Origin of the sequence: Bacillus sp. FSL R9-9497 (assembly GCF_038005805.1) — a bacterium.
Taxonomy (GTDB): domain Bacteria; phylum Bacillota; class Bacilli; order Bacillales; family Bacillaceae_G; genus Bacillus_A; species Bacillus_A cereus.
The window spans coordinates 3,960,307-3,977,973 of record NZ_JBBOTY010000001.1 but is presented as its reverse complement, the minus strand read 5'-3'; the positions used below and the strand labels follow the sequence as shown (position 1 = coordinate 3,977,973).

Sequence of the window (17,667 nt, the reverse complement as noted above, 5' to 3'; positions counted from 1 at the left end):
ATGGAACATAAAACTGTATCAATAGGTTTCATTGGTATTGGCGTAATGGGAAAAAGTATGGTTTATCACTTAATGCAAGATGGTCATAAAGTATATGTATATAATAGAACGAAAGCAAAAACAGATTCTTTAGTGCAAGCTGGTGCACATTGGTGTGATACGCCAAAAGAGTTAGTGAAGCAAGTTGATATTGTAATGACAATGGTTGGATATCCACATGATGTAGAAGAAGTGTATTTTGGTATAGAAGGAATTATAGAACATGCAAAAGAAGGTACGATAGCAATTGACTTTACGACATCTACACCTACTTTAGCAAAACGTATTAATGAAGTTGCAAAAAGCAAAAAAATATATACGTTAGATGCACCTGTCTCAGGAGGAGATGTTGGCGCGAAAGAAGCAAAACTCGCAATTATGGTAGGTGGAGAGAAAGAAATATATGATAGATGCTTACCTTTACTTGAAAAGTTAGGAACAAACATTCAATTACAAGGACCAGCTGGGAGTGGACAACATACAAAAATGTGTAATCAAATTGCCATTGCTTCCAATATGATTGGAGTATGTGAAGCTGTTGCTTACGCGAAGAAGGCTGGACTGAATCCAGATAAAGTGTTAGAGAGTATTTCAACAGGGGCAGCAGGTAGCTGGTCATTAAGTAATTTAGCTCCTCGAATGTTAAAAGGAGACTTTGAGCCAGGATTTTATGTAAAGCATTTTATGAAAGATATGAAAATTGCTTTAGAGGAAGCAGAAAAATTACAATTACCAGTCCCAGGCTTAAGTTTGGCGAAAGAATTGTATGAAGAGTTAATTAAGGATGGCGAAGAAAATAGTGGAACACAAGTATTATATAAAAAATATATAAGGGGGTAAACGAGGTGGACCTTCAAAAGTTTGATGAGATGATTGATACTGTACAGCGAGCTACTTGTATGCAAATTAATGAAAGACAAAAAGAAGCTTTTAAACAAAAATATGATTTTGAACCAGAATTTGAATATGGAAGAGATGAGAAGGGGCATTATGTAATTCGAACCTCAAAAAAGATGTTAGAAGAAATGGAGTTTTATTTAGCATTGAAATATGATCGTGATGGAGTGGATCTTTATATGCAAGCTGAGATTGACGGCATATTTCATGTATCTGTTAGCTATGGTGAAGATGCCCTACATTTACAAGAATTGTTTCAATTTCTAGAAGAAAATAAATAAAAGTCCTCAAATGAGGACTTTTATTTATTTAGTCATCTTTAATTTTTATAATTATAAGTTAGAAGCCCGGCGGCATCGTTCAATCGGGAACGGGATAATTTGTGCGATGTGATTAGGGCCAAATTGTTTTGTACGAGCATGGCGTATTATATAAAAAGCACACAGAATTGAAACAGGAATAGCGCCGAATAAACCAAACAATAAAGCGCTTACACAAGATGCGACAAATCCTAAAACACCAATTTCTAACTCTTCCATAATAGCTCCTAAAATAACAGGAAATGCTCCACATGTAACTCCAAGTATAAGTGCGATAAGTAAGCTCATGATTATCCCCCTCTGTTTGCGATATTATTTTCCTTCTTAATTAATTGTAGTATATCACATATAAAACAGAATTTTCAGAAAAAATTCAATAAATGTTCAAAAAATGTTCGGAAAATGCACTTGAAAAATCAAGGTGTTAAATTTGTGATGAAATAGTACTTTCAAGTAAATAAAAAATCAGGCTTATTTCAAAATGAAATAAGCCTGTTCCATAGGAGGATGTATATATGTAGAGTGAATAAAAGTTTGGAAAAGGGGGTCCAAGTCCTTTTATTCAACTAACTACCTTAATAGATTGGAACCCAGCCTTCAGTTGTCACAAAAATACGAATAGCTACAACTTGGCGATCATCTTGCAAGGTAAAATAATGTCTTGCATTTTCAGGAACAGATATTAAATCGCCTGGCTCAAGTTCAACATCAAAGAATTTCCCATCTTTACCTTCAATAGCGAAAATGCCATGACCACTGACGATAAAGCGAACTTCGTCATCTGTATGATGGTGTTCCTTTTGGAAATTAATTAATAATTCGTCAAGGTTAGGGGTGCTATTTGAAAGTGAAATTACATCATGTGCTTTATAACCACGGCGTGCTGAAACATCAGCGATTTCTTTTGAAAACACAGCTAATATTTCAGCTTTGTTTTCATCTGTTAACGAATAATTTTCATTTAAATGAGTAGGAAGTTTAGAAATATTCCATTTCTCATATAAAACGCCTTCCTCTTGTAGAAATTTAGATACTTCCACTTCATTTTCAATACGAGTATTTACTTCATGAATACGAATTTGCGCCATTAGAAACGCCTCCTTGAATTGATAATAGTTTTATATGAAATTGGAATAAAAACTCATAAGCTTCTAATCTCTTCTTTGCATCAAAGCTATCTCGGCCCCATACGGTAATACCGTGGTTACGGATTAATACTGCACCCGAATCTCCTTGTATATGCTTTCGGAAGTTTTCTCCAAGTGTTGGGATATGGGCATGGTTTTCGATAATAGGAATGTGAATGGTTGCATCTTCTTCCCAAATATCGAGAGCTTTAATAATTTCTTGATTTTGAAGGATGACTGCATCACTATATAAATTTGTGATGACATTATTATCGGTTGTATGAACATGAAGTACGCAACCGGCATTCGTATTGTTATAAATGTGTGTATGCAATATTGTTTCTGCTGAAGGGCGTAATTCAGTCTCTAAAACGGGAACTCCTACATGATCTACTAATAGAAAATCATCTGGAGTGGTTTTTGTTTTATCTTTACCGCTTGCTGTAATAAGAAAAGTAAGTGGTTCATGACTAACCTTTATAGAAATATTACCACTTGTTGCTGGGAACCAATTTCGTGTTGTTAACTCTTTTTTTATCTCGCTTAAGTCATACCATTGACGAAAAAGTTGTTTCATGCCTTCACCTCCAACAAAAGTTTTAATTCAGCTTGCACATCTTGAAATGTTTCAAACGGTGTATAAGCAATATGATTTTCTTCACACTTTGTAATAAGAAAATCGCGAGCGAATACTTTATCAGCTTGTTTCGCGGCTTGTAAATCAGTAATAGAATCTCCAATTACAATATGAAAGTCATTTGTATCACTTAATTTACGGATTAATGATGATTTACATAATCCGCAATGATTTTGACAATGATCATCACAAGAATGAGGCCATTTAACTGTAATAAACTCTGCTGAAAAGTCTGTTTCATTACAATAAATTTGCTCTTTTGGAATGATTCCTTGTAAGAGTGGATAGACGAAGAAATCCATTCCACCTGATATCACGTAAAAAGAAATGTTATTTTCCTTTACGAATTGTATAAACTCATGAAAACCACTACGGATTTCAGCAGTTTCTATTAAAAATTGAATAATATCATCGTGCAGATTAGTAGGTATTAATTGAAATAATTGAGAAACACCTTCTTGAATGAATAGTTCTTGTGATAAAATTTTATTCTTTACTTCTTCGGCTTCTGGTGGTGCGAATTTTTCCATAATGGACATAATGTTATCATTATTTGTAATCGTGCCATCGAAATCACAAAATACTTGAATACTCATAATTTCACCTCATAAGAGGGATTTCCCCATATTTGTAATGCACTATGCAAATTTATGTCGTCTACTTCATGGAGTGGTTTATTTTGTAACGTAGCATCAATTGCAGTACGGAAAGCTTTACCGCCGCCTTGCGCTCCATTTGGATGTCCGTGTATCCCGCCGCCAGCATTAATAACAACATCTTTACCGAAATCTCGTACAATAAAGGGAACGAAACCAGGATGAATACCAGCAGACGGAACAGAAAAGCTCTTCTTGAAAAATGCATCGTCTTCAGTTAAATATTTTGAGATAGCAAGAGCCTCTTCTTTTTCTAGCGCAACACTTCCGTATGGAGATGGGAATAATGAAAAGTCAGCCCCAGCATAATGTAGTAGCTTTCCAAGTAATAATGGAGATGAAACTCCATATAACTTGGATGCTGAATAAGCACCGCTTACAGCAGGATGTGCCATAATAGGAACTGGGATTTCATCATCTTCTGCAAGTGATTGTAGTACATCTAGTCCGTAAGCAAATACGTTGAATAATAGAATATCAGCTCCAGCTTGCACTGCACGTTTAGCATTTTCTTTTAAATCAAAAGTTCGTCCTGTTAAATTTACGGCATATAACGTTTTATGACCGTATGTTTCGTAGACAGATTGTAAAACTTCTTTTCCAGATACAATGCGTTTCGTAAGTGGTGTTAATGCATTTTCAAATAATATTTCATCATCTTTTACTATATCTACACCACCAATTGCTTGATCGCGTAATTGCGTTTTTAAATACCCAATGTTTCGTCCAATCATTCCTTTAAAAATACTCATTAAAAGGGGACGATCATGCACTTGTAAAAGATTTCGAATACCATCTATCCCGAATTTTGGACCAGGAAAATGTTTTTTTAACTCGTCTGAAAAAGTTAAGTCAATTAGTTTTACTTCGCCATCAAGTGATAGCTTTCCAAATGTAGTCGTTAAAATCGCTGGTAAATCTGGACTGAAGTTTAATAGCGGATATTCGATTTTAATAATTCCGCGTTTTACTTTTTTACGTAAATACGAATTGGTATGTTCATGTTCAGCTAATTCCTCAACATGAATGACGTTGCCTTTATGCTGCTTTAATTGTTCTTGCAATAAGTGTGGCAAATGAGTCCAAGAGCCAATTGTTAAACCGAGTGCAATTTGCTCAGCTTTTTTTTCTAAGTTATGTGAATCATCATGGATTAAATACGTCGCTATAATTCCGCTCATTGTTATAACCTCCTAGTTAAATAAAAAAACCTCTCAGCTAAGGAGAGGTTTTTTTACAACCAGCTCCTTATCTGTCAGCGTAATGCTGCGAGAATTAGCACCGTGTCTACAATTGTAGATCGGTTGCCGGGTTTCGTCGGGCTCGTCCCTCCACCTGCTCTTGATAAGAAGTATTTAGAAATGTTTAAAATTTTAAGATAACTGAATTTTGTCAGATATTTTTCGTGTTGTCAATTACATTTTGAAAAAATTTAATTTACCAATTCGATTAATGGCTTCTCGTAATCTATCTTCTGCATGCAAGAGACCAACACGGACATACCCTTCCCCATGCTCACCAAATCCAACACCAGGAGCAACTGCGACATGTGCTTTTTCTAGTAAAATATCAGAAAATTGCTCAGAGGTATATCCTTTTGGAACGGGAAGCCATGCAAAGAATGATCCTGTTGGAATGTCTACATTCCAACCAATTGAGTGACAGGCTGAAATAAGAGCGTTTCTTCGAGATTCGTAACTATTTACAAGGTCTATTACGCAAGACTGTGAACTTAATAGCGCTTCTCGAGCAGCATCTTGAACTGCACCGAATATACTAACATACATATGATCTTGTAATAGGTTAATTGTTTCAATCACACTTTCATTCCCTACAGCAAAAGCGATGCGCCAGCCAGCCATATTGAAAGTTTTTGATAATGTGTAAATTTCAATTCCTATATCTTTCGCACCATCTGCTTGCAAGAAACTAACAGGTTTTTGACCATCAAATCCGATAGCGCCATAAGCAAAATCGTGAACAACTAATATATTATGTTTATTAGCAAAGTGAATGGTTTCATCAAAAAAATCTTTTGATGCAGTAGCACCGGTAGGATTATTTGGATAGTTTAAAAACATTAATTTTGCACGCTCTGCAATAGAGTCATCAATGTTCGTATAATCTGGTAAAAAGTTATTTTCTGCAATAAGCGGCATTGTTTCAAAGTGTGCTTTTGCTAAAGCAACCCCGGATAAATAATCTGGATAACCTGGATCCGGAACGAGAATCGTATCACCAGGATTTGTAAAACAAATCGGTAATTCTACTAGTCCAGCCTTCCCGCCAAACAAAATAGCAACTTCAGTTTTTGGGTTTAATTCGACGCCGTATTCACGTTTATAGAATGTAGCCACGGCTTCCTTTAAGCTTTCATGTCCGCGAAATGGCGGATATTTATGATGAATGGTCTTTTCGGCAGCATCTTGTAAAGCTTTTACGATATGCTGCGGTGTTGGTTGATCTGGATTACCTTGACCTAGATTAATAACATCGTGACCAGCTGCAACGACTTTGTTAACTTTTGCAACAAGTGAAGCGAAAAATTGTGTTGGCAATGATGTTACTATCTCAGAAGGTTGAAATAATTTCATACTTTCCACCTCTTTTGAAAGTTGTTACAATTCTAGTGACAAATGATATAATCTTTCCAGTATTTTGTAAAGAGAAAAATAAGAATGGGGCTGAAAAAATGAAAGTCGCATGTATTCAAATGGATATTGTTTTTGGAAATGTAGAAAAAAATATTGAGAATGCTAAAAATAAAATAAGCGAAGCTATGAAGGAAAGGCCAGATGTTATCGTCTTACCAGAACTATGGACAACAGGATATGATTTAACGAGACTTTCTGAAATTGCAGATAGGGATGGAGTAGAAACGAAAGAAAAGTTAATAGAATGGGCGAAGCAATATGATGTACATATTGTTGGTGGGTCCATAGCGAAGCAAACGGATCAAGGCGTTACAAATACGATGTATGTTGTAAATAATGAAGGACAGCTAGTCAACGAATATAGTAAAGTACATTTATTTCAGCTTATGGATGAACATAAATATTTAATAGCTGGTAATGGTACGGGCGAATTTAAGCTAGATGATGTTGAATGCGCTGGAACAATTTGTTATGACATTCGTTTTCCAGAGTGGATGCGTGTCCATACTGCTAAAGGGGCAAAATTATTATTTGTTGTAGCTGAATGGCCATTAGTTCGTTTAGCACATTGGCGTTTGCTATTGCAAGCAAGAGCAGTTGAAAATCAATGTTATGTTGTTGCGTGTAATAGAGCAGGAAAGGATTCGAATAATGTATTTGCAGGTCATTCTTTAATTGTGGATCCTTGGGGTGAAGTTGTAGTAGAGGCGAATGAAGAGGAATCAATTTTATTTGGAGAGCTTGTATTCGAGAAAATTAAAGAAGTACGTAAAGGAATTCCAGTTTTTGCGGATCGCCGTCCAGAATTATACAAATAAAATGTTGACAAGTGATTTTTATTCTTGGTATAGTCTTCAACATAAAGTTAAAAATTCAAAAAATTATACAACTCTTATCAAGAGCAGGTGGAGGGATTTGGCCCGATGAAGCCCAGCAACCGACCGTAATACCATTGTGAAATGGGGCGTTTATTACGCCAAAAGGCACGGTGCTAATTCCAGCAGAAAGTAAAACTTTCTGGCAGATAAGAGGGGAGAAGATAAACTTCAAACCTCTTTCTTAGTGGAAAGAGGTTTTTCTATGTTAGAAAAACCTCTGAATTTAAAAAGGGGGAGAAGACGATGGGATATTATTCATTAACAGAAATAACAGCTGTACAATATGCGAAAGATCATGGCTATTTTGAAGAGAAGGCAAATGTCATTTGTCATGAAATTGGAGATGGAAACTTAAATTACGTGTTCAAATTAGATGATGGAGAGAAATCCATTATAATAAAACAAGCACTGCCTTATGCTAAAGTAGTTGGTGAAAGCTGGCCATTGTCTATAAAAAGAGCAACGATTGAAAGCAAGGCACTGCAAATTTTTGCGCAGTATGTACCGGATTATGTTCCAGTAGTGTACAGTCATGATGAAGAGTTAGCGATAACGGTAATAGAAGACTTATCAAGACTAACAATTACAAGAAAAGGATTAATAGACGGAGAAGAATATCCGCTTTTATCCCAGCATATTGGTCGTTTTCTAGCACATGTTTTATTTTACACTTCAGATTTTGGTTTACAGTCAGAAGAGAAGAGGGTACTAGAAGGTGCCTTTGTAAATCCGGACCTTTGTAAAATTACAGAGGATTTAGTGTTTACAGATCCATTTGGACATTATGATACAAATGATTATGAGCCAGATTTACAGCTCGTGGTTGATGAACTTTGGAGTGATAAAACTTTAAAACTAAAAGTAGCACAATATAAATATAAGTTCTTAACAAGAAAAGAAACTCTTATTCATGGTGATTTACATACTGGTAGTATTTTTTCGTCACCTTCTGAAACGAAAGTGATTGATCCAGAATTTGCGACATATGGCCCATTTGGATTTGACATAGGTCAATTTATTGCAAATCTATTATTAAATGCTTTATCTAGAGAAGAAGAAAAGAGAAGTGTACTATTTTTTCATATAGAAAAGACGTGGAGTTATTTTGTAGAGACTTTTACAAAGTTATGGATTGGGGGAGGTGTAGAAGCATATACGAAAGAAAAACAATGGTTACCAATTATTTTGCAAAATATCTTTACTGATGCTGTTGGATTTGCCGGATGTGAACTAATTCGTAGAACAATTGGTTTAGCTCATGTAGCAGATTTAGATGAAATAGAAAATAAAGAAACAAGAATTCAAGCTAAGAAACAAGCGCTATCCTTAGGAAAAGAACTAATAAAATATGAATCTAAAAGTGCTGATATTCAACTGTTTCGAACATTATTTCAACAGACAGTTTCAAGGGGTGTAAAAGCATGAGTACAATCGTTACTGTTCCGAGATCTGTAAGTTGGAAAGGTGATGCAATTGCGGTATTAAATCAAACGAAATTGCCACATAGCACAGAATACAAAACATTAACGACTATTGAAGAGGTTTGGAAAAGTATCATAATGTTAGAAGTACGCGGAGCGCCTGCAATTGGAATTGTAGCTGCATTTGGCTTGGCGCTTGCAGCGAAAAAATATAATACTTTACATATCGAAGAATTTCAAAAGAAGTTTAATAGAGACTGTAACTATTTAGGGACATCACGCCCAACGGCAGTAAATTTATTTTGGGCAATTGATCGTATGAGAGAATCTATTCGAGAGATTACTACAATAAAAGAAGCACAAAAAATATTAGAAGAAGAAGCGCTTCGTATTCAACAGGAAGATGAAGAGGTGTGTCGAAATATTGGGGAATATGCGTTAACATGTTTTAAAGATGGCGATAATATTTTAACAATCTGTAACGCTGGAAGTATTGCAACTGCCAGATATGGAACTGCATTAGCTCCCTTTTATATTGGAAAAGAGAAAGGTGTGCGTTTACATGCATATGCGTGTGAAACGAGGCCAGTTTTACAAGGTGGTCGCTTAACGACGTGGGAATTGAAGCAAGCAAATATTGATGTGACCCTTATTACAGATAATACTGCAGCTCATGCTATTCAAACGAAAGAAATAAACGCGATTATTGTGGGAGCGGATCGAATTGTCGCAAATGGAGATACAGCCAATAAAATAGGGACAATGAATTTAGCTATTTTAGCAAAGCACTTTAATATCCCATTTTACGTTGCTGCTCCACTGTCAACATTTGATGTTACGAAAGAAACTGGAGCCGAAATTATTATTGAAGAAAGAGATGAAACAGAAGTTACAAAAATCTTTGGAAAACAAGTAGCACCAATTGGAACGGATGTTTATAATCCAGCATTTGACATAACGCCGAATGAATTAATTACAGGAATTATTACTGAGAAAGGGATTTTACGTGGAGATTATAAAAAAGAAATTCTGACATTATTTGAAAGACAAGCTGAAATTTAATAGCTTGTTTTTTTATGCCTAAATGCAGTGTTTTCTCTTACTTATATAATGAAAGGAGGGAAAGAGGATGGAAGAGTGGATTAAGATGATAGGTAATGTAGGGTTTCCGATTGTTGTAACATTATATTTACTCCACCGTATTGAAAGTAAATTAGAGGGGGTAATTGTTGCAATTGAGAAGCTCCCGCGGCAATTACTAAAGTACGAAGATCCTCGGGATAAAAAATAAAGTTTGCTCTTCTTGAGCAAACTTTATTTTTATTGAGCGGTATAACCCCCATCTATAACAACAGCTTGTCCCGTTATACCTTTAGCTTTTTCACTCGCTAAAAACATCGCATAATCAGCGATTTCTTGTACTTGTAATAAGCGCTTTTGTGGGACGAGTGGATAAATAACATCTTCTAAAACATTTTCAAGTGGTACATTTCGTGTAGTAGCTAAGTCTTGTAGTTGATTACGTACAAGAGGGGTATCGACATAACCAGGGCAAAGGGCATTAACAGTAATACCATGCGTAGCACCTTCTAAAGCAGCAACTTTTGTTAATCCAATTACGCCATGTTTTGCACTATTGTAGGCAGCTTTTCCAGCAAATCCGACAAGGCCGTTAATAGAAGCGACATTAATAATACGACCATATTTTTGTTGTTTCATAATCGGAAAGGCATGCTTAATTGCGATAAACGGAGCAATTTGCATAATTTGAATTAGTAGCTCGAACTTTTCAGTTGGAAAGTCTTCAATGGGTGAAACGTGTTGCATTCCTGCGTTGTTAATTAATATATGTAATGAAGCGAAATGATCAACTGTTTGAGAAATTGCTGCTGTAATTTCCTCTTCAGATGTAACGTCACATTTTAAACCGATAGCTTGAAAACCTTCATTTTGTAATTGTTCAGCAGCTTCTTTTGCACGTTCTTCAAGCCGATCGGTAATCACAACTTTTGCACCTTCTTTTGCAAAAGCCTTTCCCATTTCATAACCAATGCCACTTGCAGCACCTGTTAAAAAGACAACTCGATTTGTAACCATGATGAAAAACATCCCTTCATAATAAAGTTTTCATAGTGCTCTATTTAGAGAAGCTATAATGAAATTCCTGCAAACATTTGGAAAAAATATCGTTAGCTATCTTGTTTTGCAAAATAGTCTTTGCTATACTATTTTGTAAAGCAAGATACTTACGCTTATCTATCTTGTAAAGCAAGATAGTAGGAGGATTTGAATTATGTCGACAAGTCAAATGCTGAAAGGGATTTTAGAAGGATGCTTACTTGCTATTATTTCTGAAGGCGAAATATACGGTTATGAAATGAGTGAAAAGCTAGCGAAGTATGGTTTTACAATGGCGAGTGAGGGGAGTATTTATCCGTTATTAATACGAATGCAAAAAGAAGGACTAATAACAAGCGTAATGAAGGAATCTCCATCTGGTCCAAAGCGAAAATATTATACATTAACAGAAAAAGGCGAGGAAGCACTTGATGAATTTATGGATCGCTGGGAAGCGATGCAAAGTAGTGTAGAGCGTCTACTGGTAGGGAAGGGGAGAAAAAAATAATGCTATCAAGAGAAGCACGAAAGTTTTTGTTAGATATGAGATTATTTTTGACGGCAAAGAGTGTAAAAGAAAGTGATATTGAAAACTTTTTAGAAGATGCAGAGTTGCATTTAATAGAAGGTGAGAGTGAGGGGAAGAGTGTAGAAGATATTTTCGGAAGCTCCCCGAAAGAATATGCGCATGAACTTGTAAAGGTAATGGAAAAGGATAGACGGGAAACGTGGAAGCAAATTGGTTTTACAGTAATGAATATCGTATCGTTTTGGATTATTGCTTCTATCTTAATAGTGAATAATGGAATGTTACAGATTTCACTTATTCAGTGTATCGGTTATAGTTTTTCATTTATTTTAGTTGTTATAGGTCCTAATTTTCTACTTCGCAAAATGACCTTCGTAACAAGCTTTACAAAAACATGGTTTTCTATGTGGTCTTTAGTTATGATTGCTCCAATGTTTTTATTAGGAGTTGTTACGATATTAGATGTGATATATCCGACAAAAATGCTCACATTCACCGAAGTGCAAAGTTATATAGTGTCTGGTGGGATTTTTATCATCACAGTAACTATAAATATATATTTTGAAGGATGGTTTAAAAATTTATATTTAATCATTCCACTTTCAATTATGTTAGTGTTTAAAACATTTACAACGGAAGATCTTATGCCAATGCTATTTCAAATTATATGTTTATACGGAAGTTTATTTATTTTAATTTTTGTTGAAATTATGATGAAGACGAATAGAAGAGAAATGGTTAAATAAGGGAGGAGTTATAATGAAGATTTCTAAAGAAGGTGAAAAGTTTTTAATTGATACGAAAGTATATTTAATAACAAAAGGGATTAAAGAAGAAGATGTGGACGCTTTTCTAGAAGATGCAGAGCTTCATTTAATAGAAGGTGAAAAAAAGGGAAAGACAGTAAGTGACATATTTGGTGACTCACCAAAAGAGTATGCGGAAGAATTAGCGAAAGAGATGGAGAAGGATAAAAGCGGGAGCATAAAAAGTATTTTAGGGATGATTATTGGTATTGGTGGATATTGGTTACTGACAAATATTTTATTTGGAAGCCCCGATCAACAATTTACGTTAACAAATGTACAGTTAATTGGTTATCCTATCGTTTTAATCATTACGATTATTGGAACGATTGTTGCATTTAGAATGTCTTCTTTTAAAAGTAAATTAGTAGAATTTGGAATGATTTATGTAATAGTAATGGTTCCTATTTTATTATTGGTGTTATTGATGTTTATGAATAAATGGTATGGGACACCTGTATTGCAATTGGCGACAATGCAAACATATATATTAGCAGCAATTATCTTTTTATTACTTCTTATTGGTGAAGTATATGTTCTTGGCTGGATGGGTGTTTTTGTACTAATTGTTCCTCTTATGATTATGTTCTTATTTAAGGACTTAGAAGAAAGTAATGTATTTTGGGGAATTGCAAAGGTCTTACTTATGTATGGAAGTATATATGGATTAATGAAATGGTCTTTAAAAATTGAAGAAAGAAAAAGTATGAACTAGAAATTCAATAAAAAGCGGCTGCTCTGGATATACCAAAAATTATTTCCAAAGAAATATTATATAGGGATTTTTAGAGGGATTACATTTACATTTAGTTGTCTATTTTTATTTCTAGCAGCCGGGATTTGTTTTGTTGATTGGAATAAGTTGTTTTAAACAGTAACATGAGGGTTACTGTTTTTTTCTTTGTAATAAAGAGCTTTGTAAAGAGAGCGCTTTTTGTTCTGCTGTTAATAAGGAATGAATATGAACGTTTTCTGGACGAGGGACTATCGGATACATAAGATTTGTTGGAGAAGGGTGGTGCTCCGAGCCGGTTGGAGAATGAGGATCTGCATGAGTAAGTTTTCCGTGAACACGTCTTGTAAATAAAATATGACCGATTTCGTGAGCGAGCGTATATATATTTTTCATAGGAGCAGCCGAATTTGTTAAAACGATATAGCCAGTAAGTTGCTGTTGTTTTGCTAAAGAATAAGCGCAGGCAATTACTGCTGTTTCTTTGAAATAATCACTGCCAATATAACAAATATAAAGGTCGCATTCAGGAGCTTCATCTACACATGTTTGGAAAAAGGATGCCAGCTTTTCTTGACTTTGAATGGAATTTTTATAACTGATTTCACGGTCAAAAAAACGGAAAAGTTCATTTAATACAATTACTTCTTGAATTTGAAATGTAATGGGGTGCCAAATTGATTCTGCAACAGCTAAATCTTTTGCGATGCGGTCATCAGAAATATCGGCGCCGGGAGTAATACAAATACATATATTGACGTATGGATCCATAAGGAACACCTCAAATGAAAAAAAGTTCTTCCTATAATATATGTGGGAAAAAGATGTCATGTATGGATAAACGCCTTCTTTATTGAATATATAGATGACAAGTCGAAAAAATTTCATAGTTCTATAACATGGTGTGATCATCTTTTTGATATAGTAAAGAAAAGGGGGAGAATATATGTATACATTAAAAATCGTTTCAGACAGAGAAGCTCTTTATCAATTTGCAAGTTATGTAAGAGTTGTGCAAGGGGTTGAAGATGTATATGTAGAGGTGGGAGAACCTTTATATGAACATCCGTTGATGAAGTTTTATGTACATATTAAGCTGAAAGAAACATATGAGCAGCATAAAGCGTTACAAGAAATAGCAAGATTAGTAGAATTAGGGCGATTTACATACGTCCATTATCGTAATGATGAAATTGAAGAAGCTTTTGAAGCTGTAAAATATGAAAGTTTTAAGAAATAGAAATGGGAAAAAAGGAAGCGGAAACTTCCTTTTTTTTCTTGGAAATTACATCAACAAAAGGAGAAAAATTTTGTTATGATAAGGGAGGGTGAGGAAAGGAGAGTTTACATATTGGGGTATATTGAAGAGTTACGCAAAGTCGTTGGGACAAGGCCACTTATTCTCGTTGGGTCAGCAATCATTATATTAAATGATAATCAAGAAGTATTGCTTCAATATCGTTCAGATACATATGATTGGGGTGTACCTGGCGGCGCGATGGAATTAGGAGAAACGACAGAAGAAACTGCTCGCCGAGAATTATTCGAAGAGACGGGGTTACAAGCAAAAATAATGCAATTTCTTGGTGTTCTATCAGGAAAGGAAGTATATTTCCGTTATCCTAATGGAGATGAAATTTTTAATGTCATTCATCTGTATCAAGGGCATCATGTGAGTGGGGAATTAAAGCTCGATCATGAAGGATTGAAGCTTCAATATTTTCCGGTAGATAAGTTACCCAAATTGAATGAAACGACAGAGAAAATTTTACAAAAATTTTTATATGCATTGACAGAATAGAAGGTTAATTCCTTCTATTTTTATTATATTAAATATTTTGATTTTTTAGTATGTTTATAGTATGATAGTTATAGATATACATCTTATGGAATTTCACCTAAAAACTGACTAGGGTACATAAGAGAGGGGCAAGTGCAAAATGCATAATGTTGTTATTACAGCTGCAGTTCGTTCGCCAATTGGAACTTTTGGGGGAGCGCTAAAAAATGTAACGCCAGTAGAATTAGCTGTTCCTGTACTTCAGGAAGCTGTAAAACGAGGCGGGGTAGAACCACACGAAGTTGATGAAGTGATTTTAGGTCATTGTATTCAAAGAACTGATGAAGCAAATACGGCAAGAACAGCTGCATTAGCGGCAGGATTTCCTGACACAGTTACAGGGTATACAATCCAACGCCAATGTTCTTCAGGTATGCAAGCAATTATGTCAGCTGCAATGCAAATTCAATTAGGTGTAAGTGATGTTGTTATTGCAGGTGGAGTAGAAGCAATGAGTTCAAGCCCTTATGCATTGAAACAACACCGCTGGGGACAACGTCTACAGCACGGAGAAATTCGTGATACGGTGTGGGAAGTGTTAGAAGATCCGATTCATCATATTATGATGGGGGAAACAGCGGAAAATTTAGTTGAACAATATGAAATTACAAGAGAGGAACAAGATGAAGTTGCTCTTCGAAGTCATACATTGGCACTGAAGGCAATCGAGTCTGGATACTTTGACGATCAAATTGTTCCTATTAAAATAAAAGAACGTAGAAAAGAAGTAGTATTTTCAAAGGATGAACATCCACGTGCTGATATTACAGCAGAAAAATTAGCTGGATTAAAACCAGCTTTCCGTAAAGATGGTTCAGTAACTGCAGGTAATGCATCTGGCCTGAATGACGGAAGCGCGGTTCTAGTATTAATGAGCGAAGAAAAAGCGAAAGAAAAAGGCTTACAACCGTTAGCTAGAATTGTTGGATATTCAGTAGCTGGAGTAGATCCAAAAGTTATGGGTATTGGACCAGCACCAGCAATTCGTAAAGGTTTAGAAAAAGTAGATTGGTCATTGGAAGATGCAGATTTACTTGAAATTAATGAAGCTTTCGCGGCTCAATATTTGGCTGTAGAGAAAGAGTTAGCCTTAGACCGTGAAAAAGTGAACGTAAACGGTAGTGGCGTAGGACTTGGGCATCCAATTGGTTGTACAGGGGCTCGTATTACAGTAAGTTTAATTCACGAATTAAAAAGACGTGGGTTAGAAAAAGGAATTGCCTCTTTATGCGTCGGTGGCGGTATCGGGGTTGCCTTATTTATAGAAGCACTATAAAAAAGAAGCAGCTATTGCTGCTTCTTTTTTTACGATTCAAATAGATGATGAAATAATCGATCACGATTTTCAAAGAAAAGTTTCGTCGTTTGGTAATGCTCAGTTTCTTCTAATGTGGATTCGTGAATCCCTTCTTGTGTTAAAGAATATATAGTGGATTCAGGGTAGGCCATTAAAATAGGAGAATGCGTCGCAATAACAAATTGTGAACCTTGTTCCGCTAGCTCATGCATTCGAATGAGCATGGAAAGTTGTCTCATTGGTGATAAAGCTGCCTCAGGCTCATCTAAAATGTATAAACCTTGTCCTGAAAAACGGTTCATAAATAAGGAAAAGAATGATTCGCCGTGAGATTGTTCGTGTAGTGAAACGCCGCCGTAAGATTTTATAGCATCTATTTCATCAATATAAGAAGCAACGTTATAAAATGATTCAGCGCGAAGAAAGAAACCGTCGTTTGGTGTATTGAAACTTTTGGAAATTCGAAGGTATTCATGTAAAGATGAATGTGAATCGTTAGTGCTAAAGCGGAAATTCTTCGTTCCACCTTCTGCATTAAAGCCTAACGCAATTGCAATTCCTTCAAGTAATGTTGATTTACCTGTTCCGTTTTCTCCAATAATGAATGTTACATTTGGATGGAAAGCTAGTGATTGTAATGTTCGAATAGCGGGTAAGCAGTAAGGATATGCGGAAAAACTAGGGATATTTTCTTTTTTTAATGTGACATTTTGTAAAAAAGGTACGTCAATCAATATATAAACCTCAATTCATAAAGGATTTTGATTCTAAAAAGGCGGCAAATACAAGTGTTAATGACACCTGAATCCCTTCCTTATTTTCTGAATATTTTATGTGGATTATATCATTTAAACTATCATATTCCAATGTGAAAATAAATATTGCATGAAGATCCATTCTCTCGTTATGATATATGGTATTCTATTGAAAATGTGAGAAGGAGTTAAAGTATGCCGTTTACATTTGCACATCCAGCAGCAGTTCTTCCTTTTGCGAAAAAGCATTCTAAACATATTTCAGTAACGGCTCTTATATTAGGTAGTATGGCGCCTGACTTTGAATATTTTTTACACTTTAGACCGTATGGTGTAATTGGGCATACGTGGCTTGGATTCTTATATTTGAATTTACCACTTGTCTTCTTGTTAGCATACATATATCATTACATTTTAAAAAAGCCTTTTATAATGCATTTACCTAAACCGTTTGCTGGGTATTATACATATGTAGTAGACAAGCGGTGGGGGCTTCATACATGGAAGAATCTTTTTGTATTTTGTTATTCAGCATTATTCGGTATGTTAACGCATGTTGTTTGGGATGCATTCACTCATAAGACAGGCTATTTTGTTATGAAAATACCATTATTACAAAGAGAATGGTACGGTATCTCTGTTTATAAATACATGCAACATGGAAGTACATGTATTGGTGTTCTATTATTAGTATACGTTTTATGGAAGTATAGAAATGAAATGGGTAAAGATCTTATTTTAGCTTCGGAAAAAAGAAAGTATTGGGTTTCAGTAATTGTTGTAGCAACTATTATATTTATCATGCACGCGTTCCTAGATCCCTATTTTCATATTTTCCAAATTGGAGGTATAATAGTATCTGGACTGACAAGTTCATTTTGTGGACTTGTCATTGTTTCTATAGTTTACAAAGCCAGGGACTAATTTTATATTCATGAATGATAGCGTTAGGAGAAATGA

22 protein-coding genes, 1 pseudogene and 2 riboswitches are annotated in these 17,667 nt (G+C 35.1%); of the genes and pseudogenes, 14 read left to right on the top strand and 9 right to left on the bottom strand.

Annotation, left to right across the window (positions count from 1 at the left end; all coding sequences use genetic code 11):
- Both MKY21_RS20365 and MKY21_RS20360 read left to right on the top strand, forming a co-directional pair.
- Positions 1-879, top strand: coding sequence for an NAD(P)-dependent oxidoreductase (locus tag MKY21_RS20365; protein WP_000400471.1), 879 nt, complete (start codon positions 1-3; stop codon positions 877-879).
- Between the two features lie 5 nt (positions 880-884).
- A complete protein-coding gene (locus tag MKY21_RS20360; protein WP_000365622.1) occupies positions 885-1,217 on the top strand; it encodes a DUF3909 family protein in 333 nt (110 codons plus the stop codon).
- 51 nt (positions 1,218-1,268) lie between these two features.
- Here MKY21_RS20360 and MKY21_RS20355 read toward each other — a convergent pair whose 3' ends face one another.
- The 6 genes from MKY21_RS20355 to MKY21_RS20330 all read right to left on the bottom strand — a co-directional run bounded on the left by MKY21_RS20355 (position 1,269) and on the right by MKY21_RS20330 (position 6,270).
- A complete protein-coding gene (locus tag MKY21_RS20355) occupies positions 1,269-1,544 on the bottom strand; it encodes a hypothetical protein (protein WP_341077254.1) in 276 nt (91 codons plus the stop codon).
- Positions 1,545-1,831: 287 nt separating this feature from the next.
- Positions 1,832-2,344, bottom strand: coding sequence for a 1,2-dihydroxy-3-keto-5-methylthiopentene dioxygenase (locus MKY21_RS20350; RefSeq protein ID WP_000057317.1), 513 nt, complete (start codon positions 2,342-2,344; stop codon positions 1,832-1,834).
- Positions 2,322-2,960, bottom strand: coding sequence for a methylthioribulose 1-phosphate dehydratase (locus MKY21_RS20345; RefSeq protein ID WP_000811338.1), 639 nt, complete (start codon positions 2,958-2,960; stop codon positions 2,322-2,324). The genes MKY21_RS20350 and MKY21_RS20345 overlap by 23 nt, the downstream gene beginning before the upstream one ends.
- Entirely contained in the window at positions 2,957-3,616 is a 660-nt protein-coding gene (locus MKY21_RS20340; protein WP_000027455.1) for a 2-hydroxy-3-keto-5-methylthiopentenyl-1-phosphate phosphatase, read from the bottom strand. The genes MKY21_RS20345 and MKY21_RS20340 overlap by 4 nt, the downstream gene beginning before the upstream one ends.
- On the bottom strand, positions 3,613-4,857 hold the full coding sequence (gene mtnW / locus MKY21_RS20335; RefSeq protein WP_044795959.1) for a 2,3-diketo-5-methylthiopentyl-1-phosphate enolase: 1,245 nt from the start codon (positions 4,855-4,857) through the stop codon (positions 3,613-3,615). The genes MKY21_RS20340 and mtnW overlap by 4 nt, the downstream gene beginning before the upstream one ends.
- A gap of 64 nt (positions 4,858-4,921) precedes the next feature.
- Positions 4,922-5,027: riboswitch (SAM riboswitch) on the bottom strand.
- Between the two features lie 64 nt (positions 5,028-5,091).
- On the bottom strand, positions 5,092-6,270 hold the full coding sequence (locus MKY21_RS20330) for a pyridoxal phosphate-dependent aminotransferase (protein WP_341077250.1): 1,179 nt from the start codon (positions 6,268-6,270) through the stop codon (positions 5,092-5,094).
- Positions 6,271-6,284: 14 nt separating this feature from the next.
- Between MKY21_RS20330 and MKY21_RS20325 the strand changes: the two genes are divergently transcribed.
- From MKY21_RS20325 to MKY21_RS20310, 4 genes are all read left to right on the top strand, one after another.
- Positions 6,285-7,148: a carbon-nitrogen family hydrolase gene (locus MKY21_RS20325; RefSeq protein WP_341077945.1), complete on the top strand. Its 864-nt coding sequence runs from the start codon at positions 6,285-6,287 to the stop codon at positions 7,146-7,148.
- A 71-nt stretch (positions 7,149-7,219) separates the two neighbouring features.
- Positions 7,220-7,361, top strand: a riboswitch (SAM riboswitch).
- Positions 7,362-7,451: 90 nt separating this feature from the next.
- Positions 7,452-8,633, top strand: coding sequence for an S-methyl-5-thioribose kinase (gene mtnK / locus MKY21_RS20320; protein ID WP_341077249.1), 1,182 nt, complete (start codon positions 7,452-7,454; stop codon positions 8,631-8,633).
- Positions 8,630-9,691 (top strand): S-methyl-5-thioribose-1-phosphate isomerase, encoded by a 1,062-nt coding sequence (mtnA, locus tag MKY21_RS20315; protein ID WP_000104602.1) that lies wholly within the window; start codon positions 8,630-8,632, stop codon positions 9,689-9,691. Before mtnK ends, mtnA begins: the two co-directional genes overlap by 4 nt.
- A 67-nt stretch (positions 9,692-9,758) precedes the next feature.
- Positions 9,759-9,920: a YvrJ family protein gene (locus MKY21_RS20310; protein ID WP_000393336.1), complete on the top strand. Its 162-nt coding sequence runs from the start codon at positions 9,759-9,761 to the stop codon at positions 9,918-9,920.
- A 29-nt stretch (positions 9,921-9,949) separates the two neighbouring features.
- On the opposite strand, the gene MKY21_RS20305 is transcribed toward MKY21_RS20310, so the two are convergent.
- Positions 9,950-10,726 carry a 3-hydroxybutyrate dehydrogenase gene (locus tag MKY21_RS20305; protein ID WP_341077245.1) on the bottom strand — a complete coding sequence of 259 codons (777 nt, stop codon included), beginning with the start codon at positions 10,724-10,726 and terminating at the stop codon, positions 9,950-9,952.
- A 196-nt stretch (positions 10,727-10,922) separates the two neighbouring features.
- On the opposite strand from MKY21_RS20305, the gene MKY21_RS20300 reads away from it, so the two are divergent.
- From MKY21_RS20300 to MKY21_RS20285, 4 genes and pseudogenes are all read left to right on the top strand, one after another.
- The gene (locus MKY21_RS20300) at positions 10,923-11,255 is read left to right on the top strand and encodes a PadR family transcriptional regulator (protein WP_000107978.1); all 333 of its coding nucleotides are present in this window, start codon (positions 10,923-10,925) and stop codon (positions 11,253-11,255) included.
- Positions 11,255-12,022, top strand: a complete 768-nt coding sequence (locus MKY21_RS20295; protein WP_098616206.1) for a DUF1129 domain-containing protein — start codon at positions 11,255-11,257, stop codon at positions 12,020-12,022. Before MKY21_RS20300 ends, MKY21_RS20295 begins: the two co-directional genes overlap by 1 nt.
- Positions 12,023-12,035: 13 nt before the next feature.
- Positions 12,036-12,797, top strand: coding sequence for a DUF1129 domain-containing protein (locus MKY21_RS20290; RefSeq protein ID WP_000703262.1), 762 nt, complete (start codon positions 12,036-12,038; stop codon positions 12,795-12,797).
- A 12-nt stretch (positions 12,798-12,809) separates the two neighbouring features.
- Positions 12,810-12,953 (top strand): annotated as a pseudogene (locus MKY21_RS20285) (DNA-binding protein); the annotation flags it as partial.
- A gap of 15 nt (positions 12,954-12,968) precedes the next feature.
- Here MKY21_RS20285 and MKY21_RS20280 read toward each other — a convergent pair.
- On the bottom strand, positions 12,969-13,586 hold the full coding sequence (locus MKY21_RS20280; protein WP_016118574.1) for an ImmA/IrrE family metallo-endopeptidase: 618 nt from the start codon (positions 13,584-13,586) through the stop codon (positions 12,969-12,971).
- 175 nt (positions 13,587-13,761) lie between these two features.
- On the opposite strand from MKY21_RS20280, the gene MKY21_RS20275 reads away from it, so the two are divergent.
- The 3 genes from MKY21_RS20275 to MKY21_RS20265 all read left to right on the top strand — a co-directional run bounded on the left by MKY21_RS20275 (position 13,762) and on the right by MKY21_RS20265 (position 15,931).
- Positions 13,762-14,055, top strand: a complete 294-nt coding sequence (locus MKY21_RS20275; protein ID WP_000288330.1) for a DUF3928 family protein — start codon at positions 13,762-13,764, stop codon at positions 14,053-14,055.
- Between the two features lie 111 nt (positions 14,056-14,166).
- Positions 14,167-14,616: an NUDIX hydrolase gene (locus tag MKY21_RS20270; RefSeq protein WP_341077241.1), complete on the top strand. Its 450-nt coding sequence runs from the start codon at positions 14,167-14,169 to the stop codon at positions 14,614-14,616.
- 139 nt (positions 14,617-14,755) lie between these two features.
- A complete protein-coding gene (locus MKY21_RS20265) occupies positions 14,756-15,931 on the top strand; it encodes an acetyl-CoA C-acetyltransferase (RefSeq protein WP_341077238.1) in 1,176 nt (391 codons plus the stop codon).
- A gap of 29 nt (positions 15,932-15,960) precedes the next feature.
- Here MKY21_RS20265 and MKY21_RS20260 read toward each other — a convergent pair whose 3' ends face one another.
- On the bottom strand, positions 15,961-16,686 hold the full coding sequence (locus tag MKY21_RS20260) for an AAA family ATPase (RefSeq protein WP_000568001.1): 726 nt from the start codon (positions 16,684-16,686) through the stop codon (positions 15,961-15,963).
- A gap of 216 nt (positions 16,687-16,902) precedes the next feature.
- Between MKY21_RS20260 and MKY21_RS20255 the strand changes: the two genes are divergently transcribed.
- Positions 16,903-17,631, top strand: a complete 729-nt coding sequence (locus tag MKY21_RS20255) for a DUF4184 family protein (RefSeq protein ID WP_341077236.1) — start codon at positions 16,903-16,905, stop codon at positions 17,629-17,631.
- Positions 17,632-17,667: the final 36 nt, after the last annotated feature.